25 protein-coding genes are annotated in these 23,393 nt (G+C 68.1%); 9 read left to right on the top strand and 16 right to left on the bottom strand.

Features of this window, described 5'->3' with window-relative positions; all coding sequences use genetic code 11:
* Positions 1 to 253: 253 nt before the first annotated feature.
* The 9 genes from E1202_RS32910 to E1202_RS31675 form a co-directional block, all read right to left on the bottom strand.
* Positions 254 to 646 (bottom strand): restriction endonuclease, encoded by a 393-nt coding sequence (locus E1202_RS32910; RefSeq protein ID WP_408006085.1) that lies wholly within the window; start codon positions 644 to 646, stop codon positions 254 to 256.
* Between the two features lie 39 nt (positions 647 to 685).
* Positions 686 to 1,081 carry a hypothetical protein gene (locus tag E1202_RS32905; protein ID WP_408006084.1) on the bottom strand — a complete coding sequence of 132 codons (396 nt, stop codon included), beginning with the start codon at positions 1,079 to 1,081 and terminating at the stop codon, positions 686 to 688.
* A 78-nt stretch (positions 1,082 to 1,159) separates the two neighbouring features.
* Complete coding sequence (locus E1202_RS32030) at positions 1,160 to 1,255, bottom strand: DUF397 domain-containing protein (protein WP_235877684.1); 96 nt, start codon at positions 1,253 to 1,255, stop codon at positions 1,160 to 1,162.
* Positions 1,256 to 1,378: 123 nt separating this feature from the next.
* Positions 1,379 to 1,663 carry a Scr1 family TA system antitoxin-like transcriptional regulator gene (locus E1202_RS04515; protein ID WP_132681271.1) on the bottom strand — a complete coding sequence of 95 codons (285 nt, stop codon included), beginning with the start codon at positions 1,661 to 1,663 and terminating at the stop codon, positions 1,379 to 1,381.
* A gap of 881 nt (positions 1,664 to 2,544) precedes the next feature.
* A complete protein-coding gene (locus E1202_RS04500) occupies positions 2,545 to 3,081 on the bottom strand; it encodes a hypothetical protein (protein WP_132681270.1) in 537 nt (178 codons plus the stop codon).
* Positions 3,082 to 3,189: 108 nt separating this feature from the next.
* On the bottom strand, positions 3,190 to 4,341 hold the full coding sequence (locus tag E1202_RS04495; RefSeq protein ID WP_132681269.1) for a hypothetical protein: 1,152 nt from the start codon (positions 4,339 to 4,341) through the stop codon (positions 3,190 to 3,192).
* Position 4,342: 1 nt separating this feature from the next.
* Positions 4,343 to 4,624: a hypothetical protein gene (locus E1202_RS04490; protein ID WP_132681268.1), complete on the bottom strand. Its 282-nt coding sequence runs from the start codon at positions 4,622 to 4,624 to the stop codon at positions 4,343 to 4,345.
* Between the two features lies 1 nt (position 4,625).
* Complete coding sequence (locus E1202_RS04485) at positions 4,626 to 4,994, bottom strand: SAV_915 family protein (RefSeq protein WP_132681267.1); 369 nt, start codon at positions 4,992 to 4,994, stop codon at positions 4,626 to 4,628.
* Positions 4,995 to 5,245: 251 nt separating this feature from the next.
* The gene (locus E1202_RS31675; RefSeq protein ID WP_207918456.1) at positions 5,246 to 5,527 is read right to left on the bottom strand and encodes a hypothetical protein; all 282 of its coding nucleotides are present in this window, start codon (positions 5,525 to 5,527) and stop codon (positions 5,246 to 5,248) included.
* Positions 5,528 to 5,808: 281 nt separating this feature from the next.
* On the opposite strand from E1202_RS31675, the gene E1202_RS04475 reads away from it, so the two are divergent.
* Positions 5,809 to 6,165, top strand: a complete 357-nt coding sequence (locus tag E1202_RS04475) for an acyl-CoA-like ligand-binding transcription factor (protein WP_207918455.1) — start codon at positions 5,809 to 5,811, stop codon at positions 6,163 to 6,165.
* A 90-nt stretch (positions 6,166 to 6,255) separates the two neighbouring features.
* Positions 6,256 to 6,690: a VOC family protein gene (locus E1202_RS04470; RefSeq protein ID WP_132681266.1), complete on the top strand. Its 435-nt coding sequence runs from the start codon at positions 6,256 to 6,258 to the stop codon at positions 6,688 to 6,690.
* A gap of 1 nt (position 6,691) precedes the next feature.
* On the opposite strand, the gene E1202_RS04465 is transcribed toward E1202_RS04470, so the two are convergent.
* Both E1202_RS04465 and E1202_RS04460 read right to left on the bottom strand, forming a co-directional pair.
* A complete protein-coding gene (locus tag E1202_RS04465) occupies positions 6,692 to 7,120 on the bottom strand; it encodes a helix-turn-helix domain-containing protein (RefSeq protein ID WP_235877682.1) in 429 nt (142 codons plus the stop codon).
* Between the two features lie 44 nt (positions 7,121 to 7,164).
* Positions 7,165 to 7,818: a TetR/AcrR family transcriptional regulator gene (locus E1202_RS04460; RefSeq protein ID WP_165943738.1), complete on the bottom strand. Its 654-nt coding sequence runs from the start codon at positions 7,816 to 7,818 to the stop codon at positions 7,165 to 7,167.
* Between the two features lie 122 nt (positions 7,819 to 7,940).
* On the opposite strand from E1202_RS04460, the gene E1202_RS04455 reads away from it, so the two are divergent.
* Positions 7,941 to 10,673, top strand: a complete 2,733-nt coding sequence (locus E1202_RS04455; RefSeq protein WP_132681264.1) for an MMPL family transporter — start codon at positions 7,941 to 7,943, stop codon at positions 10,671 to 10,673.
* Positions 10,674 to 10,678: 5 nt separating this feature from the next.
* Positions 10,679 to 12,730, top strand: coding sequence for a YhgE/Pip domain-containing protein (locus E1202_RS04450; RefSeq protein WP_132681263.1), 2,052 nt, complete (start codon positions 10,679 to 10,681; stop codon positions 12,728 to 12,730).
* A 32-nt stretch (positions 12,731 to 12,762) separates the two neighbouring features.
* Here E1202_RS04450 and E1202_RS04445 read toward each other — a convergent pair whose 3' ends face one another.
* The 3 genes from E1202_RS04445 to E1202_RS04435 form a co-directional block, all read right to left on the bottom strand.
* A complete protein-coding gene (locus E1202_RS04445; RefSeq protein ID WP_132681262.1) occupies positions 12,763 to 13,335 on the bottom strand; it encodes a TIGR03086 family metal-binding protein in 573 nt (190 codons plus the stop codon).
* A gap of 191 nt (positions 13,336 to 13,526) precedes the next feature.
* Positions 13,527 to 15,062: an aldehyde dehydrogenase family protein gene (locus E1202_RS04440; RefSeq protein WP_132681261.1), complete on the bottom strand. Its 1,536-nt coding sequence runs from the start codon at positions 15,060 to 15,062 to the stop codon at positions 13,527 to 13,529.
* A gap of 12 nt (positions 15,063 to 15,074) precedes the next feature.
* Positions 15,075 to 16,301, bottom strand: coding sequence for a cytochrome P450 (locus E1202_RS04435; RefSeq protein ID WP_132681259.1), 1,227 nt, complete (start codon positions 16,299 to 16,301; stop codon positions 15,075 to 15,077).
* A gap of 134 nt (positions 16,302 to 16,435) precedes the next feature.
* Between E1202_RS04435 and E1202_RS04430 the strand changes: the two genes are divergently transcribed.
* The 3 genes from E1202_RS04430 to E1202_RS31260 all read left to right on the top strand — a co-directional run bounded on the left by E1202_RS04430 (position 16,436) and on the right by E1202_RS31260 (position 19,798).
* Positions 16,436 to 17,044, top strand: coding sequence for a TetR/AcrR family transcriptional regulator (locus E1202_RS04430; protein ID WP_132681257.1), 609 nt, complete (start codon positions 16,436 to 16,438; stop codon positions 17,042 to 17,044).
* Positions 17,045 to 17,166: 122 nt separating this feature from the next.
* Positions 17,167 to 19,197, top strand: a complete 2,031-nt coding sequence (locus E1202_RS04425; RefSeq protein ID WP_132681255.1) for a putative bifunctional diguanylate cyclase/phosphodiesterase — start codon at positions 17,167 to 17,169, stop codon at positions 19,195 to 19,197.
* 430 nt (positions 19,198 to 19,627) lie between these two features.
* Positions 19,628 to 19,798 carry a hypothetical protein gene (locus E1202_RS31260; RefSeq protein ID WP_165943737.1) on the top strand — a complete coding sequence of 57 codons (171 nt, stop codon included), beginning with the start codon at positions 19,628 to 19,630 and terminating at the stop codon, positions 19,796 to 19,798.
* Here the strand turns inward: E1202_RS31260 and E1202_RS04420 are convergent.
* Positions 19,783 to 20,250, bottom strand: a complete 468-nt coding sequence (locus E1202_RS04420; protein ID WP_132681253.1) for a hypothetical protein — start codon at positions 20,248 to 20,250, stop codon at positions 19,783 to 19,785. The two genes, E1202_RS31260 and E1202_RS04420, sit on opposite strands and share 16 nt — an antisense overlap.
* 220 nt (positions 20,251 to 20,470) lie before the next feature.
* Here E1202_RS04420 and E1202_RS04415 point away from each other — a divergent pair, with 220 nt between their 5' ends.
* Positions 20,471 to 21,211, top strand: coding sequence for a lysophospholipid acyltransferase family protein (locus tag E1202_RS04415; protein ID WP_132681251.1), 741 nt, complete (start codon positions 20,471 to 20,473; stop codon positions 21,209 to 21,211).
* Positions 21,212 to 21,257: 46 nt separating this feature from the next.
* On the opposite strand, the gene E1202_RS04410 is transcribed toward E1202_RS04415, so the two are convergent.
* A complete protein-coding gene (locus tag E1202_RS04410) occupies positions 21,258 to 21,656 on the bottom strand; it encodes a hypothetical protein (protein WP_132681249.1) in 399 nt (132 codons plus the stop codon).
* Between the two features lie 278 nt (positions 21,657 to 21,934).
* On the opposite strand from E1202_RS04410, the gene E1202_RS04405 reads away from it, so the two are divergent.
* On the top strand, positions 21,935 to 23,377 hold the full coding sequence (locus E1202_RS04405) for an alpha/beta hydrolase (RefSeq protein ID WP_235877680.1): 1,443 nt from the start codon (positions 21,935 to 21,937) through the stop codon (positions 23,375 to 23,377).
* The last annotated feature ends 16 nt before the right edge of the window (positions 23,378 to 23,393 follow it).

Raw genomic sequence — 23,393 nt, 5'->3', positions numbered from 1 at the left:
CTGGTCAGCCCTCGGACTTGGCAGGCCGGGCTGCATCACGCAGCTCGACGTGCCAAAACCAATTCGGTTCCGCTTGGAGCGCGGCCTGCGGCCGCGGTGCTCCGAGCCGCCTGTCTCGGTGGTTGGCGGTTGAACGCGAGCCGCGGAAGCTGCTTCGAAGTGTTGGCTGAGTTGTGTGGATGGAGGCGAAGAGGTGACTGTAGGGAAGGTCTGAGGCTTCCTTTCAGTCGCCCTCTGCGCGAGGGTGCAACCCTTACATACTGATTGTGGCCAACCAGTTTTCGACACGCCTGGGGTCTGTGTAGCCGTGTGATTTGAGCGTGTCCACGATGTCCTTACCACTGATCAGGACGATGGGGTGGCCGTCGTCGCGGACCTCCTTGTAGACCTGCTTGTTGTAGTAGGACAGAGTGACGAAGACGCCGAACTGACGGTGTCGAATGCGGGAGATCAAGCGTGCTAGTGGTTGGACACCGATTGCGTTACTGGGGTCATAACACTTTGCGTATTCACCGATAGCATCGCGTCCGCCATCAACCGCTGGCCGTGTTAGCTCGCAGTGCGTGGTTCGCGGTGCTGTCAGGCGCCAAATCTCACTTGCGCAGGCTTCGAACGCATGCTCGTTGCCGCGGTAGTGGTTCCTGATGGTGTTGAGGATCTCGCATCCGCTGGCGTCGTCGGGAAGCTAATCTTCACGCGACCGAACGGTGGTCGTCGGCGGAGCGGTCAGGGAGCGATAGTTGCGACCGTCGACCCATGCAGTCCAGCTATCGGGGCGGTGGATGCTTTCCCTTGCGGCGGGTGTCGTGTAGTTCGCTCCAGGGCGCTTGTTGTCGCCGTAGTAGGTAAAGATTCCGGTCTGCAAGTCGAGTGAGTCCGGCCAGTCAGACTCTGCGCCGGTCGTATAGAGGACTACCAGCTGCACGCTGCCCCGTTCAGGTGAGCTCTTATAGCGAAACCCACCTTGGTTGCCCACAGGGAGAAGCTGAGCGATCGGGTCGTCCGATGCGTGCCCTTGGAGGCCGCCGTCAAGTAATCGATCTACGACGAGATTTGCAGTGCCTAGCTTATGGAACGGCACTGGTTCCTGTGCTGTCACTTGATGTATCTCTCAGGGTTCGCAGTTCGGGTTACCGAACAGATGGGTTTGCGCCAATGTTCAACTCTTGTCGCGAGGTGCCGTGACGAATGATGACCAGGCTTCGAGGTCGAAAGCTAGGACGGGGCTCGCATCGACGAGTTTGGAATCCCGCACCCCACGGAGGCCGGGGGCTTTTCCGACCTCGACGCACTCTGGGGGTTGCCGCTGCTGTAGGCGGACTTGCGCCAGTTGGTGAACGCGTTCGCGTTCATGCTGACCCTCCTGAGGGACGATCGGTCACACGTAGTTGTCCGCTTCGCGGAGCAGGTACTCGCGAGAGGCCACCGGATCGAGTGCTGCTCCGGTGAGCCGTGCCCACAGGTGACTGTACGTCTCGACGTCGTCTTGTTCGTCGAGGTATCGCCCGTCGTGAAAGTCCTCCAGGTAGACGAACTCCAGCGGGCCGGCCTTGCCCGGTGATGGGATGCGGAAGGTCGTGAAGGGGTAGGTGCAGGCTGGCGTGTAGGTGCGGGCCTTGAACGGGAGGACCTGCAGCTGGACGATACAACTCCCTGGTGACATGTCATCGAGATTTTGGGGGCGATGTGGATTCCAGGTGTGGAGGCGAGGAACCGTGGATGTGGCCTCACTTGGCCGCTTTGGAAGCCAGTGTCTTGGCTAGCTTTCACTTTCGGTGCCTGACAGCCCTCGATGATTGGCTGCTGTGCAGGGGTTTCGGGTCGGGAACGGCGTGTTGGACATGTTCGTCGTTGAGTCCGCAGACAGCGTGTCCGCAGCCCGATTTCGCATCGAGGACGTCGAAAACTCCAATACGCCTGCGGCTCTTTGGCACAGGCGCGGCGCCGTCGCAGATCTGGTCACTGAGCTGCTCGAACTCGCACCTCACGGTTCGCCGGGTACTCCTGCGCTGGCCAACGAGCGCCCGGGCGATCTGTGGGTGCCTTGTGACTAGCCCGGGGCACTACTGGCTCCCGGTTGCTGACGGAGACCGGGGAGCCCGGCATGACTTTCGCGGACGGCGGTGGGAGGGGCAGTCAGCGGAGGACGCCGTTTGCGGCCGTCGTGTCGCGATGGCTCAGCCCTCGGAGATGGACTGGGTGCCGTTCAAGTCCTGCGACGAGTGCCGCTTCGCTTTGCTGTGTGAGGCCGGGATCGACCCCGAGGTCGTACGTGCCTTCGGGCTCAATAAGAGGAAAGCGGTGAAGGTGTCGTTCGGCCGGCAGCCAAGGAGTGAGGCGTTTCCATGAGCGAGTCAAAGCCTGAGGATGAGAAGCCAAAGATCGTAAGACCAGCGACCTCCATGCCGGTGCAGGTCGAGCCGCTCGCATTCGGAGTCGGATACAAGGTGCAGTCAGAAACCCCGGCTGACTCTCCGGCCCGGCCTACGGACTCACCCGAGGACGTTCGCCACCTGCTTGCTTGAACGCTTCCCGCGGATGGATTTACCGCAGCTCAAGTTTGTCCAGGGCCTGCTCGTTCGCGGTAGCTGCGCCTTTCAGCACCGAATGGGCGATGCCGTTGTACACCAGGTCCCACAGGGCGCGCTTGCGCTGCAGCTGCCGCAGGGGAGCTCCTGCGTATCCGCCGTGAACATCGGTCAGCTCGATTCCGATTGACTGACCGCCAGCTTGGTACTCGAGCTTCACCGTCTTCAGCTCGTAGAGCCTCACGTAGCTCTTCTCGGACGTGGCGAACCAGTCAGCGCCTGCTGAGAAACCGCTGCTGCGGCCCAGGAAGTAGAAGACGATCGGGGGCCAGACGATGCAGAGCCACAGCCACCAGGTGGCCATCCAGGCAAAGCCCCAGTCCAGCAGGCACAGGAAGATGACTCCCAGAGCGGTGAGCGCGAAACCAGCCTTGACGGCTTCGGACTGGGTCGCTTGGTACCACTCCAAGAGTGGCCCTTCGCCTGCCGGTGCCGGTGGGAACTTGGCCCTGGCAGGGTTTGTCTTGCCCTCGGTCTTCCACGTGGTGAGCACGGGAGCGCGGGGTGGCCTGGGCTCACCGGTCGTGGTGTCGGGTTTCGGGGCTACCTGCGGCACGCCGCGTCCGCCTTCCATCGCTTGCTCGCGTCCTGGCTGGGGAGGTTAGTCGAACAGGTTCCAGCCCTCGTCGACGGCGATGCCGACGCCGATTCCGATGATCGCCCCGCCGACGACACCGATCGGGCCACCGAACGCCGCGCCGATCGCAGCTCCTGACGCGGCACCTGCGACGAACGACGCCCCACCGGACACCACGGCCTGCGTCGGGTCTTTTCCTTGCTGGATGTCATATCCGACTCCGGCAGCGGTGAACAGCAAACCGGTGTAGGGCAGTGTCCTGCCCAACTTCGTTGCGCCTTTCAAGATCGGGCTCGTCGGGGTCGCCCCGCCGTTCGGGATGATCTTGGCGTCGAGGCCGTACTTCGCCCAGTCCGGCAGCTTGTCGAGCGCGGATGCGATCCGGGTCGGATAGGCGTTGGCCAGCGCAGTGGCTTTGGCCGTGCTTCGCTCGGCCGCGATCTCGGCAGCTCGAAAGCGACCAGCCGCGCTCATGGTGGTGTTCTGGGCGAGCTTTGCGGGCAACTCCGGCGACTTGACGTTGGCGGCCACGGTCTTCCACTTCGACGCGTTCGCGGTGACGGCGCCCGCTAGTCCGGTGGAGACGTCGCCCAAGGTCAGCGAGAGCTTGACGGGCTCGACGACGCCCGCGATCGAGCGCACAATCGCGTTCTGGGAGTCGGTCTCGGTCTTCTTCGCCTTGGCGACAAGCCCCGCAGCTTCGTTGTAGGCCTCGACCTTGCGCTTGTACGCTGCCTGAGCGGCGACGGCCGCCGCGTGATCCTGGGTCTGCTGTGGGCTTGCTTGCTTGCCCGCGGGCAGCGGAGCCGGGGCGGCGGGAGCATCGCCCGGTGGCTGGATCTTGAACCCGGTGATCGTCAGGCCACCTTCGGTGGCCGCGTCGCGCGCCTGCTGCATCTGCGCTGTGGCCGTGCGCAGGCCGTCAGCGTGGATCTCCATCGCGCTGCAAACCTCAGAGATCGTCTGCACTGTGTCCCCAGCCATGCGCGCGCCTTGGAAGGCGATCTCGCGGAAGGCGTCTCCGGCCTCCCCGCCCCATCCGCCTTCAGAACTCCCACGGGCCTTGAGGTAGCTCTGCTCGGCCTGCTCGATGTTGCTGGAGGTCTCGCGCAACCACTGGCACGTCGCGGTGAAGCTTTCGGGGTCGCCCTTGATCTCGGTGTCCAGTTCTTCCACGTCAGCCCCCAGACTGCGCGCTCTTGACGTTCAACGCCTGGTCGTAGTCGATCGCGTCGTACTCCGCGCGCCCTTCGGCGACCGCATCGCCCAGGCCGCCGGCGCTGGCGGCGACGTTGCCGACGCCCTCGCACAGCACCTGCAGGGTCGCCGACAGCAATTCGGTGATGTCTCCTGCTTGCGGCTGCGGAGGGGTCGATGCGCTCGCATCCAGGTCGGTGCCGGCGTTGCGGAGTGTTCCGGCGACCTGGCTGAGCAAATCTGGCTTCGCTTCGATGCCCATGTCAGCGCTCCCCCTGACCGCGTCGCTGCTCCAGCGGTACGGCCGCGTCCCACAGCACCGCGTCGGCTTCGCTGCGCTGCTGCAGGTCTTCCACGGCGTTGCCTTCGACCGCGATCCACGGTTGTCCCTCACCGCAACCGGCGACCAGTGCCTCCAGCGAGGTGTAGGCGAGCATCGCCGTGGTGCCACCGGAGAGCACCCGCAGCTCCAGCGTCACCGGCTGGTTCGGGTCCGTGATCCGCTCTGCCGGGAGGAACACCTGGTCTGGCAGCTGATCGCCGCCATCCAGCGGCGCCACGTGCTCGGCCCCGATCACAGATGGCGCCGCGTTCTCGTGCTGGCGGAAGACGTGCGCGTCTCCGTAGGTCATCGCGTCCCCGTTGGTATCCCTTTCCACTGGTCAACCGCACGGTATCGAACCAGTGCAAACGATGAGAGGGGGTTTCTACTCACTCACTCGAAACGCTCTGATTGAGCGCGCCGGCAGTGGTCAGACTGCTACTGCGGAGCGTGCCGGTTACCTGCGGTATCGCTCGGCGACGGCGGTGAAGGCGGCCTTGGGTTCCCATTCCATGTCGGGGTAGGTCCGGCCCCGGCGGCCTTCGAGGAGTTTGACGATGCTCAGGCTCGCCCGGTCCAGGTCGTTTCTGGGGTCGCCGTCCGGCGGTGCGGGTACCCGGGCAAGGCGAACAGGAACACGAAGGCGCTGTCCACGCCCTCGGTCTCGAAGATCTGCAGCAGTTCGCTCAGATACGCGACCTGCCCGGCCTCGTCGCCGACTCCGCGGTAGGCCGCTGTGCCGAACCCGGTGATGGCGAGCGGCTTGGAGCCTTGGGTCAGCGTCCGCACGGCTTCCCGGAACCGGTCGGCGACCTCGGCGGAGCGGATCAGCTCGTACGTCACCACGTCGAACGGAGTCCAGTCGACCTGCTCGAACTGGATGGACGCGTAGGTGAGCCGTCCCTGGAAGCGCTCGCGGATCGTGGCCGCTGCATCGCTCAGGAAAGCTGAGGTGGGTGCTGAGTTCCCGCATCGCTTCGGCGCGCCGCTCGGGTCGGCTCACAGTCGCTCGACCCGTTCCTCGGGGCTTTCCCCGGGCAGGAACCCGCGGTTCATCGCGGATCGCGGCCGCCGTCGCGGCCCGGCCCGACCGAGCGCGCCTCGCCGACGCCGTCGCTGACGCGGTGGTCGAGCAGTACGCGAACCCCGGGGAGCGCGAGGCGCTGCTGCTGATCACCACCCGGACAGCGCTGCGCGACGCGTTCCTCGACACCACCGCCGAGATCGAGCCCCCGCTCACGGCGGTGATCGCCGAACGCCTGGATGACACCGGAGTGCACACCGCCCGCGTTCTCGCGGCGAGCGTCGCCGCGGCGGTCCGCATCGCCCTGGAAGGCTGGCTTCAGCCGCCCGGGAGTTCAGAGGTCGCCGGTGCCGGAGGGCTCGTCGTACCCACCGGCTCGCTGACCGACCGGCTCCGGGCGGCCCTGACCCCGCTCGCGCCCTCGTTCGACGCAGCCGAGCGACAGTCGCAGTCCTGAGGGCGACAGAACCGGAACACGTCGAGGTGTGCAGCCGTCATCGTTGAAATATGAGGCGACTCCGGGGATTTAAGTGGCTACGCTGTCCTGATGGGGTCGGTCAAGCAGGTTCAGATCACTTTTGATTGTGCGGAGCCGGAGCGGGTGGCTCGGTTCTGGTGCGAGGTGCTCGGGTACGTCGTGCCGCCTCCGCCGCCCGGGTTCGAATCCTGGGATGAGTTCGATCGGTCGTTGCCCGCTGAGCGGCAGGGGTCGGCTTTTGCCTGCGTTGATCCCACCGGGGTGGGGCCGCGGTTGTTCTTCCAGCGGGTTCCCGAGGGCAAGATCGCGAAGAACCGGGTGCACCTCGACGTGCGGGTCGGGACCGGGCTGGTGGGGGAGGAGCGGCTCGCTGCGCTGGAGGCCGAGTGCGCGCGTCTCGAAGGGCTCGGGGCCACCCGAGGCACGTTGCTGCTCGCCGACGGGTTCAACGAGTCCTGTCAGGTGATGCAGGACGTCGAGGGCAACGAGTTCTGCCTCGACTGACCTACTCCGCGGTGAACAGGCCGCTTTCGCTGTTGAGGACCGAGTCGAGGAGTTGGAGAACTTCGGCCGTCTCCGCCATTTCGCCGATGACGATGATCTTGAGGCGTTTGCGGTCTTCGTCGTGGACGGTTTGCACGCGCAGGGTGCGGTCGGCGCCGACGCCCGCGAGGACGAGAGTGCCCAGGCGGTCCGCTGCTGAGCGGTCGACGCCGTCGATCTGGACGATGCTGGAGACCTCCACCGCGCCGGCGGTGTGGGCGGGTTCGGTCGGTCTGCCGGTGAGCTGTTCGAGGTCGGATCGGGAGATCCGGTACTGCTTGCCGATGCGGACGGCGTTGAGCCTGCCCGAGCGGATGTAGCTGCGAACCGTGCGCACGTGCAGGCCGAGGAGTGCCGCGACCTGCTCAACCGAGTACATATCTTCCTGCATCGGTTCTCATTTTAGGTCATGAAGCGGAATGATGCGGCAACGCGTCACGTGGGGTCGCCGGGTTCGATGAACGACTGGACCATCCTGGGGAAGATCTGCGTGAACAGCGGTTTCGACGTCGACGAGGCGCCGGTGAACGCCGCGTGCTCCAGCTGGGCCTCGTAGACCGAGGTCAGCGCGCGGACGGCGTCTCGGGTGTCGACCACCAGGCGCAGGTTCAGCCGGCCCAGGGCCTCGTGCAGCAGCTCGGCGATCGAGTCCGTGAGGTGCTCCAGGGATTCGCCGGCGCGCTTGCGCAGGTGCGGGTGGCGCAGCGCGTGCGCGCGGAACTCGGTGACCAGCATGTACCAGTTCTGGTCGGCGATCAGCGACTCCGCGCAGGCCGTGCCCACCTTGACGATCGCCTCGTGCAGCGATTCCCGGTCGGCGACACCCTCGCCGAGCACGTCGTCGACGATCGCCCGCGTCTTCTGGATGCGCAGGCCCATCTCCTCCTCGTACACCGCGAGGAACAGGTCCTCCTTGGTGTCGAAGTTCGAGTAGAAGGCGCCGCGGCTGAAGCCGGCGGTCTCGCAGATCAGCTCCACCGGTGTGTCGCGAATGCTGTGCTCGGAGAACACCTCGCGTGCTGCGTCGATCAGACGCCGACGCGTCTGCGCCCGTCGCCGTGTTTCCCGTTGGCGCGGTTGTTCGGTCATGCCGGGCATTCTCCTGCGGTGTTTCGGCTCACAGTTCAGTGCGGCCACGAGCTAGGTGGATCTCGGAAAATATACAGTCTGTATCGCATACACCGTGTATCGAAATACCGGGAGTGTTCCCCTTGTCTTCGTTGCTTTACCGGCTGGGGCGGGCAGTGGTCCGCGGTCGAGCCTGGGTGCTGGTCGCGTGGTTAGCCCTGCTCGCGGTGCTGGGAACCGGTGCCGCGCTGTTCCAGCAGGGCATGGAGACCGAACTCGCGATCCCCGGATCCGAGTCGCAGGACACGCTCGACCACCTCAACAACGTTTTCCCCCAGATGAGTGGCTCCAGCGCTCAGCTCGTGGCCACCACACCGCCCGGTGAGCGCATCGACTCACCCGAGGGGCGCGAGGCCATCGAGTCCCTGATCCACCGGGTCGAAGGCCAAGAGGGCGTGACGGCGGTGATGAACCCGCTGTCGGACATGGTCAAGAACCAGGTCTCCGCCGACGGCGACACCGCGCTGATCACCGTGCAGCTCAGCTTCCCCGCCACCAACGTGCCGGACTCGGTGAAGAACGGCCTGCTCGCCGAAGCCGACACCCTCGAGAAGCAGCTCGGCGCCGGCAGCGAGGTGCACGCGGGCGGGTCGATCTTCGCCGTCAACATGCCGGCCGTCGGAGCCACCGAAGCGGTCGGCGTGATCGTGGCGCTGCTCGTGCTGCTGCTGATGCTGCGCTCGCTGGTGGGAGCGGTGATGCCGCTGGTCACCGCGCTGATCGGCGTCGGCGTGTCGATGACGATCGTGCTGCTGTCGACCGCGTTCGTCACGGTGTCCTCGGCCGCGCCGATGCTCGGCCTGATGCTCGGGCTCGCCGTCGGCATCGACTACTCGCTGTTCATCGTCTCGCGCCATCGAGAACAACTCGGCGCTGGACTCGACGTCTCCGAATCGATCGCGCGCTCGGTGGCCACCGCCGGATCCGCGGTGATCTTCGCAGGCGTCACCGTGATCATCGCGCTGCTGGCGCTGGCCGTTCCCGGCATCCCGTTCCTGACCGTCATGGGCATCCTCGCCGGCGTGTCGATCGCCGTCGGCGTCGCCGCGTCGCTGACCGTCATCCCCGCGCTGCTCAGCTTCGCCGGCGAACGGCTGCGCCCCAAGCGCGCCCGCGCCAAGCGCACCACCCGCGCCCGCACGCGCACCAAGTTCAGCCTGCGCTGGGTCCGCGCGGTCACCAAGGCCCCGCTGCTGACGATCGTGATCGTCATCGCCGCGCTGGGGATCTGCACGCTCCCCGCCGCTGACCTGCGGCTCTCGGTGCCCGATGCCGGAGCGCAGGCCGTGGGGACCCCGGCGCGCGACACCTACGACGCCGTCGCCGAGCAGTTCGGCCCCGGCTACAACGCGCCGCTGATCGTCACCACCGACGTCATCGGCACCAAGGACCCGCTCGGCCAGGTCAACGGCATGGCCGACGAGATCCGCGCGCTGCCCGGCGTCGCCGCGGTCCCGATGGCCACACCCAACGAGACCATCGACACCGGCATCATCCAGGTCATCCCCACCTCCGGCGGTGAGTCGCAGGAGACCGAGGACCTGGTGCACCGGCTGCGCGACCTCAGCCCGCACTTCGAGCAGACCTACGGCGCCGGCATCGCCGTCACCGGCATGACCGCCATCGGCATCGACCTGTCGGAGAAGCTCAGCGACGCGCTGCTGCCCTTCGGCGTCATCGTCGTCGGACTGACGCTGGTTCTGCTGGCCATGGTGTTCCGGTCGGTGTGGGTGCCGATCAAGGCGGCACTCGGCTACCTGCTGTCGGTCGGTGCGACCTTCGGCGCCACGGCGTTCGTGTTCAACCAGGGCAACCTCGCCGAGCAGCTCAACATCACCCACGTGGGCGGCGTGATCAGCTTCCTGCCGCTGCTGCTGATGGCGATCCTGTTCGGCCTGGCCATGGACTACGAGGTGTTCCTCGTGTCCCGGATGCGCGAGGACTACACGCACAACCGCGACGCCAAGCGCGCCATCGAAGCCGGTTTCTCCAACGTCTCGCCGGTCGTGGTGGCCGCCGCGGTCATCATGATCTCGGTGTTCGCGGCGTTCGTCCCGCACGGCGACTCCAACATCAAGCCCATCGCCTTCGGACTCGCCGTCGGCGTGTTCGTCGACGCCTTCATCGTGCGCATGACGCTCGTGCCCGCCGTGATGGCGCTGCTCGGCGACCGGGCTTGGTGGCTGCCGAAGTGGCTGTCGCGCAAGCTTCCCGCGCTCGACGTCGAAGGTGAGGCGCTGGAGCACGAGATCCGGCTCGCCAACTGGCCCGGCAACGACGAGGTCGTCAGCGCGCGCGGGTTCGGCGTGCACGACGACCGCGACGAGCCGATCTTCGAAGACGTGCGGATCGCGCTGCGGCCCGGCGGAGTGCTGGCGGTGCAGGGCGATGACGACGAGCTGTCCTCGGCGATGCTGCACGCGCTCGGCGGACGGCTCAGCGGCGTGCGCGGTGACGTGCGCGTGATGGGTTTCCTGCTGCCGCAGCGCGCCCGGGCGGTGCGGTCCGCGACTGCGCTGGTGCGCTGCCGGGAGAGCGTCGCGCCCGCCGCCGAGATCGCTTCGGCCCTGGCCGACGGCGTGCGGCTGGTACTCATCGACGAGCTCGACGCCGTCGCCGACTCCGAGCAGCGCCGCGAGATCGCCCGACTGCTCGCGCAAGCGTCCACATCGGACGGTGAGCCGGTGGCCTTCGTGGTCACCCACCAGAACCCGAGCCTGGTCTCCGGCCTGCTGCCGGAGCACCGGCTGAGCACGATGCGGCTTTCCACGCGGCCGGACGCCCCCGCGTTCGCCGGCCGCCTCCTGGAGGTGTGAGGGACATGCTGAACCCGTTCACGCACGCGAGCAGGCGCGCAGGCGGCTCGGTCGGCTGGCGCACCTGGACCGGCTTGGTGCTCGTGCCGGTGCTCATCGTCGGAGTGCTGGCCTGGGCCTTCTGGGCACCGATGTCCCAGCACGCCGCCGCCAAGGTCGCGGTGGTCAACAACGACGAACCCGCCACCATCAACGGGCAGATGGCTCCGCTCGGCCGCGAGATGGCCGCGAAGCTGGTCAACAACACCGAGTCCGGCTACTCGTGGGAGATGACCGACACCGACGACGCCGACGAAGGCCTCAGCGAAGGCCGCTACTCGGCCGCGGTCATCATCCCGCCGCGGTTCTCCCAGAACGCCGCCTCGGTCATGACCGGTGACCCCCTCGACGCCACGCGCGCCGGCATCCAGGTCAAGACCTCCCCGGCAGCGGCGCCCGCCGACGCCGCCGCGGTGTCGGCCGCGGCCCGGCAGAGCGTGTCGGTGTTCAACAAGCAGATCCTGGAGCAGCTGCTCGACGGCTTCTACGGCGGCTTCACGCAGATGCACGACCAGCTCGGCACGGCCGCCGACGGCGCCAACAAGCTCGCCGACGGCAGCGGGCAGCTCGCCGACGGCATCGGCCAGCTGTCCACCGGGGTCGGTCGGCTGACCGGCGGAACCGGGCAGCTCGCCGACGGCGGCAACCAGCTCGCGGACGGAACCGGGCAGCTCGCGGGCGGCGTCTCGCAGCTCTCCGGCGGTCTCACCCAGCTGCACCAGCAGATCCAGCAGATGCCGGCGCAGACCCAGCAGCTGGCCGACGGCGCCAAGCAGGTCGCGGCCGGAAACCGGCAGATGGCCAACACCTTCACGCCGCTGGCCGATCAGATCCTGACCGTCACCGACCAGATCCCGACCGAGTCCAGCACCCTCGCCACCCTGCAGAAGCTCCTCGCCCAGTGCCCGCCGGAAGGGACCACCGTCGACCTGTGCGCCGGGTTGCGCGCCGAGGTCGACCGGCTCAGCCAGCAGGAGGGCGCGCTGGACTCCATCAAGGAGCGGATCCAGAAACCGGCGCGCGACATGCGCGACGGCATGCAGGGCCTGGCCCACGGGTCCGAGCAGGTCGCGCAGGGCAACCAGGTGCTCGCCGACAAGTCCGGTGAACTCGTCGCCGGTGTCGGCCAGCTCGCCCGAGGCGGGCAGCAGCTCGACGGCGGCGCGCAGCAGCTCGCCGGGGGAGCGCGGCAGCTCGCCGACGGGCTCAACCAGTTCAGCGGTGCGTCGCAGGAGCTCGGGACGGGTGTGCAGGCGCTGGCCGACGGCAGCAGGCAGGTCGCCGACGGCAACCGCCAGTTCGCCGACCAGATGGCGCCGGCGGGCGACAAGCTCCCCAGCTACTCCGACGACGAGCGCGCGCACCTCAAGACCGTGGCTTCCAGTCCAGCGGCGCTGGAGACGAGCCTGCCCGGGTTCGGCAAGTCGCTGATCGCGCTGCTGGTGGCCATCGCGTTCTGGACCGCGGCGATGGGCGTCTACGCGGTGACCAGGGCGGTTCCGGCGGACGCGTCGACTTCGCGCCGCTCCACCTGGCGCTTGGTGCTCGGTTCGGTGGTGCCCGGTGTCGCGGTGGGCGGAATCGGAGCCGTGCTGGTGAGCACGGTGCTCGCGCCGTTCCTGGGACTCGGTGTCGGCGGTTGGCTGGCCTTCACCGGGGTGACGCTGCTGGCGGCACTGGCGTTCGTGGTGGTCAACCAGGCGCTGGTGGCGGTGTTCGGCAGCATCGGGCGGATCATCTCGATCGCGGTGCTGGTGCTGGCCGCCGCGACGGGCGTGGTCTCGACGGTGCCCGGATTCCTCCGCGACGTCAGCGCGGTGCTGCCGACGCAGGGTGCGGTGCAAGCGCTTTCGGCGATCGTCACCGGCAGCGGCGGTGCCCTCGGCGGGGTGCTGCAGCTCGTCGCCTGGCTCGTGGCCGGGGGCCTGGTGTTCGCGCTTGCGGTGGACCGGGCTCGCGTCGTCCCGTCGCGCCAGTTCCGCCGGCGCCCCTCGCCCGGAGCGCGTCCGGCCTGGTGAGGCTGACCGCCCGCGACCCCCGTTTTGTGCGCTCAGGGGCGCCAGCGGGGGTCGCGGCCGGTCTTGGCGACGATCTCGTCGAGCAGCAGGGCGTCCTGCGCCACCGGGATCTCCTCGGAGTAGGCGCCCATCTCGCGGCCCTTGGCCGCGGTCTTGGTGAGCTCGGCGAGGGTCTGGCTGAGGGTTTCGGTGTCCCAGGTGGCTTCGGTGTCGGTCGCTCGGAAGAGGTCCCAGGCGTGGACCGTGTACTCGATGGTGATCAGGTGTCCCACCAGCTCGGACGGGTAGGTCGTCGGGCCGCCCATGTGGGTCTCGCCCGTCCAGGCCTCCGGTGCGTCCCAGGCGCGCGAGGTCCGGTCGAGCTGGGAGAGCAGCGCTTTCGCCCAGTCGCCACGCGTGCGGTCGACCGGCTCGGCAGGGGGAGCGACGTGCTCGCCGCGGGCCGCCGCCTCGAACGGCGGACCCCAGTGCAGCAGGTGGTTGATCAGCGCCCGCACGTCGAACTCCGCGCACGGGGTCGGCGCTGACAGCTGCGCGGGCGAGATCCCGGCGACGACCTGCTTGAGCGTGGCCGCCGCCTGGACCAGGTGCTGGGCTCCGGACATGCCGCCCACCCAACCACCACCGGCCCGGGACCGCCGGTCCGAACACGCAGTCGGCCGTCCGACCCCGCCTCGGTACCCGGATCACTGCCGCTTCGGTGTCCGGATTACTGCGGTAGTCCGGTAGGTACCCGGAATACCGCCGTCATCGGGGGACGGAATACCGCCGTGATCGGGTCAACCCGGGAGAGGGGTCAGGACAGCAGCTTGCGGAGGATTTTGTTGCCGAAGCCGTAGCGGATGAGGCCGTCGAGGTTGCGGATGGTCTTGTCGGTGTAGGGGTACCAGACGCTCTCGCTCTTCGGGGAGCCGCGCGTGAGCAGGATCGGCTGGGCGTGGGTGAAGCCGCGCAGCGAGTCCAGGCCGTTGACCTGGCCGACGCCGCTGTTCTTCCGCCCGCCGAAGGGGGCTTCGGGGACGCCGTAGATGACCGCGGCGTCGTTGTGCACGACCGAACCCGTGGTCAGCTGCCCGCCGATGCGCTCGGCCTTGGCGGCGTCGCGGGTGAAGACGCTGCCGCCGAGGCCGTACTGGCAGTCGTTGGCCAACCGGACGGCCTCGTCCTCGTCGCGCACCCGCATCACGGTCGCGACCGGACCGAAGGTCTCCTCGGTCATCAGCTCCATGTCGTGGGTGGCACCCACGACAACGGTGGGCTGGAAGAACAGGCCGTCGCCCGACACCCGTGAGCCGCCGACCAGCACCTCGGCACCCTTGTTCGTGGCGTCCTTGAGATGCCCGCTGACCACGTCCATCTGCTTGTCGAAGAACAGCGGGCCGACGTCGCCGTCCTCGGAGCCGTAACGCAGCGCGGAGACCTTCTCCTTGAGCAGCCGGATGAACTCGTCGGCGACCGGCTCCACGACGTAGATCCGCTCGACGCTCAGGCACACCTGCCCGGAGTTGAACATCGACAGGTACGCCGCGCCGGAGGCGGCGCGCTCCAGGTCGGCGTCGGCGCAGACGATCATCGCGTCCTTGCCGCCCAGCTCCAGGGTGTAGGGCTTGAGCGACTTCGCGCAGGCCGAGGCGATGCTGCGGCCGGTGCCGACGCTGCCGGTGAAGGAGATCTTGTCGACGTCGCCCTCCACCAGCGCCGCGCCGGTCTCGCCGTCGCCGTGCACGCACTGCACGACGTCGGCCGGAACGCCCGCCTCGTGCAGCACCTTCACGGCCAGCTCGCCGGAGCGGGGCGTGACCTCGGAGGGCTTGAGCACGACGGAGTTCCCGGCCAGCAGCGCCTGCACCACGGGGTTCAGCGACAGCACGAACGGTGCGTTCCACGGCGTGATCACCCCGACCACGCCCAACGGCTGGTACTTGATGCGCAGCTTCTTCATCGGCAGCAGGTAGCCGTGCAGCCGGCGCTTCTCGTCGCGCAGGTCCTTCGGCGCGCGCGTGCACCAGAAGTTGACGAAGTCGCAGGCGGGCACGACCTCGATCGTCAGCGCTTCGGCCCGCGGCTTGCCGGTCTCGGCGCGCACCTGCTCGACGATCTCCTCACGTCGCCGCACGAGCACGTCGACGACGTTGCGCAGGATTCGGGCGCGCTCGGCCACCGGCCGCGCGGCCCACTCGGCCTGGGCCTTGCGGGCGCGCTCGACGGCCGCGTCGACCTCGGCCTTGGTGCTGATCTCCAGGTCACCGACGTGGTGGCGGTCCACCGGGCTGTCCAGGCGGAGGCGACGCCGCCCGTCCTCCGCGGCCGGCTGCGGCTGCACGATAGCCATGGGGGGTTCCTTCTACTCGTAGCTGACTTGCCAGTGCTTGATGCCGTTGATGAAGCTGGATCGAAGTCGCTCGGGTTCGGCGACCTGCCGGATGTTCGGCAGCACGTCGGCGATCGCGTTGAAGATCAGGTCCAGTTGCAGGCGCGCCAGGTTGGCGCCCACGCAGTAGTGCGCTCCGGTCCCACCGAAGCCCAAGTGCGGGTTGGGGTCTCGCAGCACGTCGAAGCGGAACGGGTCGTCGAAGACGTCCTCGTCGAAGTTCGCCGAGCTGTAGAACAGCGCGACCCGCTCGCCCCGGCGGATCAGCTGGCCGCTGACCTCGACGTTCTCGGTGGCGGTGCGCTGGAACGAGGTGACCGGTGTTGCCCAGCGGACGATCTCGTCGGGTGCGGTCGAGGGCCGCCGCTCCCGGTAGATCTCCCACTGCTCCGGGTTGTCGACGAAGGCCTTCATGCCGTGCGTGGTGGCGTTGCGGGTCGTCTCGTTGCCCGCGACCGACAGCAGGATCACGAAGAACCCGAATTCGTCGGAGGTCAGCGACTGGCCATCGACGTCGGCGGTGACCAGCTTGGACACGATGTCGTCCATCGGGCAGGCCCGCTTGGTCTCGGCCATGGTCATGGCGTAGCCGAGCACTTCGGCGGCCGCGGCGACCGGATCGCCGAACTCGGGGTCGTCGAAGTTGAGCATCTGGTTGGACCAGTCGAAGAGGTTCTTGCGGTCCTCCTGCGGCACGCCCAGCAGCTCGGCGATGGCCTGCAGCGGGAGCTCGCAGGCGACCTGCTCGACGAAGTCCCCGCCGCCCTGCTCGCGCGCGTCGCGCACGATGGCCTCGGCGCGTTCGGTCAGCGCCGCGCGCAGGTTCTCCACGGCGCGCGGGGTGAAGCCCTTGTTGATGATGCCGCGGATCTTGGTGTGCTTCGGCGGATCCATGTTGATCAGCATCGTGCGGATCGCCTCGAACGCCTCCGGCGTGGTGTAGCCGGGGAACCGGATGATCGCGTTGTTGGCCTCGGAGGAGTAGAGCTTGGGGTCGCGGGAGATCTCCCGGATGTCGGCGTGCTTGCTGATCACCCAGAAACCGCCGTCGTCGTAGGGCGCGTCCATGCCGTCGGTCTGCGCGTTCCACCAGACAGGCGCGGTCCGGCGCAGCGAGGTGAACTCCTCGACCGGGGTCCGCTGGGCCCACAGCTCTGGATCGGAGAAGTCGAGTCCGGCCGGGATCGTCGGGTCAGGCACCGTTGCCTCCTCGCGGATCGCGGGGGTTGAGCGCGGTCCGGCTTGCCGAAGCGCGTCATACAGACATACCGTAGATGTATGATTGTCAGGAGGCAATGGGCAGCGTCGCGGGTCCGCTCGGCCATACTTGAGCCATGAAACGACCGGCGTGGAACGGGGCGCCGCCGCGTGACGGCGAGGAGGCCAAGGCCCGCATCATCGACGCGGCGATGCGGTGCATCGACCGGCACGGACCGGGCAAGACGAGCCTCTCGGACGTCGCCGCCGAGCTGGGCGTCATCCGCCAGACCGTCTACCGCTACTTCCCGAGCACCGAGGAGCTGTTCATCGCGGTCGGGTTCGCCGCGCTCAACAGCTTCCTGGAACGGCTCGTCGCCCACCTCGCCGGACGCCGCGATCCCGCCGACGTCGTGGTCGAAGCCATGGCCTACGCCATCGAGCAAGTGCCGAAAGACCCCTACCTGGGGCTATTCCTGGACCTCGGGCGCCCGGAAGCCTTCTCGCGCGGCGCCACCTCGGCCCGCGCCTTCGACGCCTGCCGGCTCGCGTTCGCCCGCACCGACGTCGACTGGGACGAGCTCGGATTCTCCGGCGACGAGCTCACCGAACTGCTGGAGTTCTTGCTGCGCGTGCTGCTGTCGTTCGCCAACGACCCGCTGCCCGGGCGGGACGGAGCCGACCTGCGCTCTTTCCTGCGCCGCTGGGTGACCCCGGCGATTCTGGCCCCGACCCCGGCCCCCTGAGCGGTGGTGGCCGCGCTGGGTCTGTCACCCGCACCGCCGAGCGCGAAGACTTCGACTCACCCAGTTGCGTGGATTGGTCTCGGGACCGTACGTTGCGGACACGCCGAGGAACGGGACCAGTTATGGACCACGAGAAGCGTGAGCCATGGGCGGTGCACGTCGGTGCGCAGAAGATCCTCGCCGCCGAGGACATGCGGGACTACGCGATCTTCGCCCTGGACCCCAACGGGTATGTGGCCAGTTGGAACCCGGGCGCCGCCCGGCTCGGGGGTTACGACTCGCACGAGGTCATCGGACGCCACTTCTCGCTGTTCTACCCACCTGACCAGATCGCCGCGGACTACCCGAACTGGGAGTTGCGGCAGGCCGCCGAGAACGCGTTCTACATCGACAGGGGCTGGCGGGTCCGGAAGGACGGCAGCCGGTACTGGGCGCACGTGGTGATCGCCGCGCAGCGCACTCCCGACGGCGCGCTCGACGGGTTCATCAAGGTGGTGCGCAACGAGAGCGAGTCCACCGCCCGCGTCGAGCGCACCAAGCGCCGGATGGCCGACCTCTTCGAGCTCGCGCCCGCGGGCATCGCGCTGCTCGACGACGACGGCCGCTTCGTCGACGCCAACGGCGCGTTCTGCGACCTGCTCGGATACCGGCTCGACGAGTTGATCGGACGCTTCGACGTCGAGTTCCTCGACCCCACCGACTCCGGCGGCGGCCTGGTCGGCGGTCTCACCCGGTCCTCCGGCGAACTGCTGGTCCCGCACCGGGTGCTGGCCCGATCGGACGGCTCTTCGGTGCCCTGCCAGGTGCACGCCGCAGCGTCGGTCCGCGACGACGGCGGCCGCAGCTGGCTGGTCACCTTCCACGACATCACCGAGCAGCTCGCCCGCGCCATGACCCTGCGTTACCAGGCCACCCACGACGAGCTCACCGGGCTGCTGAACCGCCGGGGCTTCCAGGACCGGCTCGCCGAGCTGCTGCCGCCGGACAAGCCCGGCAGCGTCGCGGTGCTGTTCTGCGACCTGCACAACTTCAAGCGGGTCAACGACGCCCTCGGCCACGAAGCCGGTGACGAACTCCTGTCCGCGGTCGCTGAACGCCTGCTCGCCCGGCTGCCCTCGCGCTGCGAAGTGGCCCGCTTCTACGGCGACGAGTTCGTGATCCTGCTGCGCGACCTCGAGGGCAACCGCGATCTGGACACCTTCGTCAACAGCGTCGCCGAGCTGTTCCGGATGACCGTTCCGCTGCGGCGCAGGCAGGTCCAGGTCTCGGCGTCGATCGGCGTGAAGGTGGTCGAGGACACCGGAACCGACGTCGTGGCGCTGCTGCGCTCGGCGGAGTCGGCGATGCTCGACGCCCGGGTGCGCGGTCAGGCGCGGTCGGGGATCGACCACGACCAGCTCACGCTGGAGCAGCACCTGCGCGAGGCCATCAACCGGAACGAGCTCGAGCTGCACTACCAGCCCGTCATCGACAACGACGACAACGTCGTGATCGCCGAGGCGCTGCTGCGCTGGCACCACCCGGACCTCGGGCCGCTCACGCCGGACGTGGTGCTCGCGGTGGCCTCGCGCGGCGGGATGCTCGCCGACCTCGACACGTGCGTGCTGCGCATCGCCTTGCGCGAGGCGCTGTCCTGGAAGCGCCGTGACGGCGTCCCGGTGAAGGTGGCGGTGAACCTCAGCGGACTTCGCCCCGAGCAGCCCGGATTCGCCGACGTCGTGCGCTCTGTCATCCGCGAAACCGGTGCCGCGCCCAGCGATCTGGTGCTGGAGATGGTGGAAACCGTGTTCGCGCAGCTCGAACCGGAGCAGCGCCAGGAGATGAACGACCTGGTCGCCGATGGCGTGCAGTTCGCGGTCGACGACTTCGGCACCGGCTACTCGTCGCTGTCGGTGCTCAAGCAGCTGCCGACGCAGATCATCAAGCTGGACCGCATGTTCGTCTGCGGCGTCGGAACCGACCCCGACGACCTCGGCATCGCCCGCGCCATGACCGAACTCGCCCGCACGCTGGGCCGGATGTGCATCGCCGAGGGCGTGGAGACCTCCACGCAGCACCAGCTGCTGCGCGCGGTCTCCGTCGACGCCTACCAGGGCTACTACTTCTCCCGGCCGATACCGCCGGAGGAGTTCCGCGCCTACCTCGCGGGCTGAGGACGTTCACCACGGCGTCGGTGCCGGACATCCCCATGTCGGCACCGACGCCGTGCCCACCCCCTCAGAGTGGTCTTGGCGAACGCGCGCCGACGCCGGGCATCCCCACGGCCGACGCCGGCGCGCGTCCTCCCCCTCTCGCGATGGCTCTCACAGGCTGGAGAAACAGCCTCACTCGGAAGTGTCTATCCAGAAGCTTTCTTCTCTGGCGTTTTCTTCGTAGAAAGATATCTCTCAGGAAGAATCGTCGCAAGCTGCTGGGTGCCGCCTGCGACGCAGGTCACCTCGGCCTCGCAGGAATCAAGATCATCGGTGAGCTGCTAGGACGGGCAGGAATTTGGTCCGTGGTGAGCGGTGGTTTCGCTGCTCATGCTGGATCTCGTGAACCTGGGGGTAGTCCGCGCCGTCGACGACGGTCAGCGCCCCCGCCGTGGTCGAGCAGCAGGAGCCGGTGCGCAACACCCACGACTGCGGAGAGCTGCAGAACTCGGGGATGGACGTCACCGAGGTCGTCGGCTGCTGGTACGGCCTCGGCGCGCCGTCGGACATGGACGACGACGCCGACGGCATCCCGCGCGAAACCGTCTACGGCGAGTGCTGAGGCCAGATCGTCAGCGCGTCGCTGCACTCTCGATCTTCGACTGGCTTCTTCGGATGGGTCAGGCATTCGCGGACCGCGATGGTGGCCGTGTCCGGCAATGTCACGTCGATTTCGGCCGATTCGTGCGCACCCTTGGTGACGGCCACGGGGCGATGCTCCTTGCCGTCCACGAGGATGATGAGCGACACGCCCTTGTTGTCCTGGGCTCTGTCCTCCAGCTTCCCCGTCACACGGACCTGCCCGTCGGCGTGCTCGATCTCGCCACCAGCGGAGACGCCGCCGACCGCCGATGAAGCAGAGTTGCTATTCCAGTCGTCCGTCTCCGGGGCGAGCCAGGGTTGGATCACGAAGTACTCCAAGAGCAGCGCGATCACACCGCCGCATGCGGCGATCGCGATGCCGGTGAGGACCTTCCGGCTCGGTCGATCGGTCTGCTGAGTCCTGTCAATCATGGCGTGTGCCTCCGGATGGGAACTCCCCCCAGGAAGATCAAGTCCTGGCAAGGGTCCCGTGAAGCACCTGGCCGTGGAAGCGAAATGCGGTTGCCGCACCCGTATGGCGGATCATGGTCGGACGGGGTTCGCACCAATGGAGGCACGCCTCTGCCTCGGGAAATGTGACTGTGGACGCACGGGTGCCCCGCGCGAACCTACGGGTGCGTAACCTGCTCAAATGGCTGAAATCGTCTATCCGCCCGTCATCCTGGCGGCGAAGGCCATGTTCCGCGTGCTGGACAACCGGCTGCGTGTGACAGGCACCGAGCACATCCCGCGCACCGGAGGCGCGGTGATCGCCTGCAACCACGTCAGCTACCTCGACTTCATCTTCTGCGGCCTCGGCGCGCAGCCCGCCAAGCGGCTGGTGCGCTTCATGGCCAAGAAGGAGGTCTTCGACAACAAGATCGCCGGGCCGCTGATGCGCGGAATGCACCACATCCCGGTCGACCGCGCGGCGGGACGGGACTCCTACGACGAGGCGGTGCGCAGGTTGCGCGCGGGCGAGGTCGTCGGGGTGTTCCCGGAGGCGACCATCAGCCGCTCGTTCACCGTCAAGCCCATCAAGTCCGGCGCGGTCCGGATGGCCGCCGAGGCCGGCGTCCCGGTCGTGCCGATGTCGCTGTGGGGCACGCACCGGCTGTGGACGAAGGGCAGGCCGAAGACGCTCACCAAGCGCCACGTGCCGATCCACATCCACGCGGGCGAGCCGTTCTGGCCCACCCCGCAGGACGACCCGGAAGCGCTCACCGAGGACCTCCGCAACCGCATGTCGGCGATCCTCGACGACCTGCAGGCGGGTTACCCCGAGCAGCCCGCCGACGCCGACGAGCGCTGGTGGCTCCCCGCCCACCTCGGCGGCACCGCTCCCACCCCCGAAGAGGCGGCTGCCCTGGACAGCCAGTCCAAGGGGGGTTAGTCGCCCGGCCAGTCGCCGAGCGATTCGGCGGCCGGCCGGTGCTCGATCAGATCGAGTAGTCCACGTTGGCCATGTGGGCGTTCCCGCTGCGCACCCGGACCTCGACCATCGACGCGGTGTTCTCGGGCCACTTGATCTCGCCCGTGCCGAGGGTGCCGCACCCCAGCGACTGCCACTTGTCGGGGTTCTTCGCCTTGCCCATCCGCGCCGCGACGCACGCGTACTGGTTGGTGCTCTCCTGCACGTTCCAGGTGATCCGCAGCTTGCCGTCCCAGCCGCTGGCCGGACTGGTGTAGGAGCACTCCTTCGAGATCGGTCCCCACTTGCCCGGGAACCCGCTCGTCCGGCTCTTGCAGATCGCAGCGGATGCCGGAGCGGCGAAGAAGCTCGCCGACAGCAGCGACAGCAGGGCGGTCATCATCAACGCGGTAGCGGTTTTCCTCATCTGAGCGCACTCGCTTTCGGTGAGAGGTCGAATGGAGCTCGGCGGCCGGGCGAAAACCGGAGAACCGCCGATGAATTCGACACTGTCCAGCGCGGAGAAGACCAGCAACCGGAACCCGTTGTTCGCGGCCACCGGGCTTTGTCCACGGCCAATTCAGGTGGACGTCCGTGCAGGCCAGCGGCACTCATGCGCGCACCGAGCTCAGGTGCTTGACCACGCCCCGAGGGCAGGCGCTCGAATGCTCTTCGTTCTCGAATCGCGAAGAGATGGGGGCGGTGATGAAGCGAAGGCGCGCAGCGGTGCTGTCGGCGATGGTCGGTCTGACGTGCTCGGTGGTCACACCGATGGCGGTGGCCGACGAGGGGCTCGCGTGGGGTCCGTGCCCCGCGGACGTGAAGACGGAGACGGTCGTGCTGGAGTGCGCCACGATTCCCGTCCCGCTCGACCACGCCGATCCCGGCGGTGAGCGCATCGAGCTCATGGTGTCGCGGCTGGCCAGCACGAACCCGGCCAAGCGGCGGGGAGTGCTGATGCTCAACCCCGGTGGTCCGGGCGGATCGGGCCTGGCGTTCCCGGACTTCGTGGCATCGCGCGGAATGCCGGCTGACGTCCTGGAGAGCTACGACCTGATCGGCATGGACACCCGAGGCATCGGGCACTCGGCGCCGGTGAGCTGCGGATTCACCAGCGATCAGGGCTACCTGGGCAACATCCCGCCGTACGCGGTCGACGACGCGGCGTTCGTCGCGCAGGCCGAGTCGGCGAAGCGGGTCGCCGAGCAGTGCGCTGCGCACGACGCCGACGGCCGGATGCGGCACCTCTCGACGGCGAACGTGGCGCGCGACCTCGACCGGATCCGCGCCGCGCTGGGCGAGGAGAAGGCGAGCTTCCTCGGCTACTCCTACGAATCGGCGCTCGGCGCGGTACGCGTCGATGTTCCCCGAGCGGTCCGACCGGATCGTGGTCGACAGCAACATCGGCGACACCCATCTCGACCACGACGGTCTGCGCAGGTACGCGCTCGGTTTCGAGGAGACCTTCCCGGACTTCGCGAGTTGGGCGGCCGAGCGGCACGAGACCTGCGGCCTGGGGCGCACGCCCGAGGAGGTGCGCGAGACGTACTTCCGGCTCGCCGAACGGCTGGACGCGGCGCCGGTCAACGGCATCGACGGGCGCGTGTTCCGGCTGGCCACCCTCGTCGGCCTGTACGGGAAGACGAAGTACGGGCTCACCGCGCAGGCGTGGCAGTCGGTGAGCACCGCGGCGAGACGCCGGAGCCGACCGCCTCCGAAGCGGCTCCGACGGACAACCCGTGGTCGGTCTTCTTGGCCGTGACCTGCAACGACTTCGACTGGTCGGGGGACGTGCGGACCTACCAGCGCGCCGTCGCCGAGGACCGCGAGCGCTACCCGATGTACGGCGCTGCGAGCGCGAACATCAGCCCGTGCGCCTCCTGGGAGGCCCCGGCGGAGCCGCCCGTCGCGATCGACCGAAACGGCCCGGAGAACGTGCTGGTGCTGCAGAACCGCCGCGACCCGGTGACCCCGCACCGAGGCGGCGAAATCCTCGACGAGAAGTTCGGCGACCGGTCCCGGCTGGTCAGCGTCGAAGGCAGCGGCCACGGCGTCTACGTGCTCGGCGAGAACGCCTGCGCGCTCAACACCACGACGGACTTCCTGGTCGACGGCGAACTCCCGGAACGGGACACCGTCTGCCGATGACCTGCGGTGGTGGCGG

This window comes from Saccharopolyspora karakumensis (assembly GCF_004349225.1).
In the GTDB taxonomy this organism is placed as follows: Bacteria; Actinomycetota; Actinomycetes; order Mycobacteriales; family Pseudonocardiaceae; genus Saccharopolyspora; species Saccharopolyspora endophytica.
Note: the sequence above shows the minus strand (reverse complement) of the source record. Positions and strands in the feature narration are given on the sequence as shown.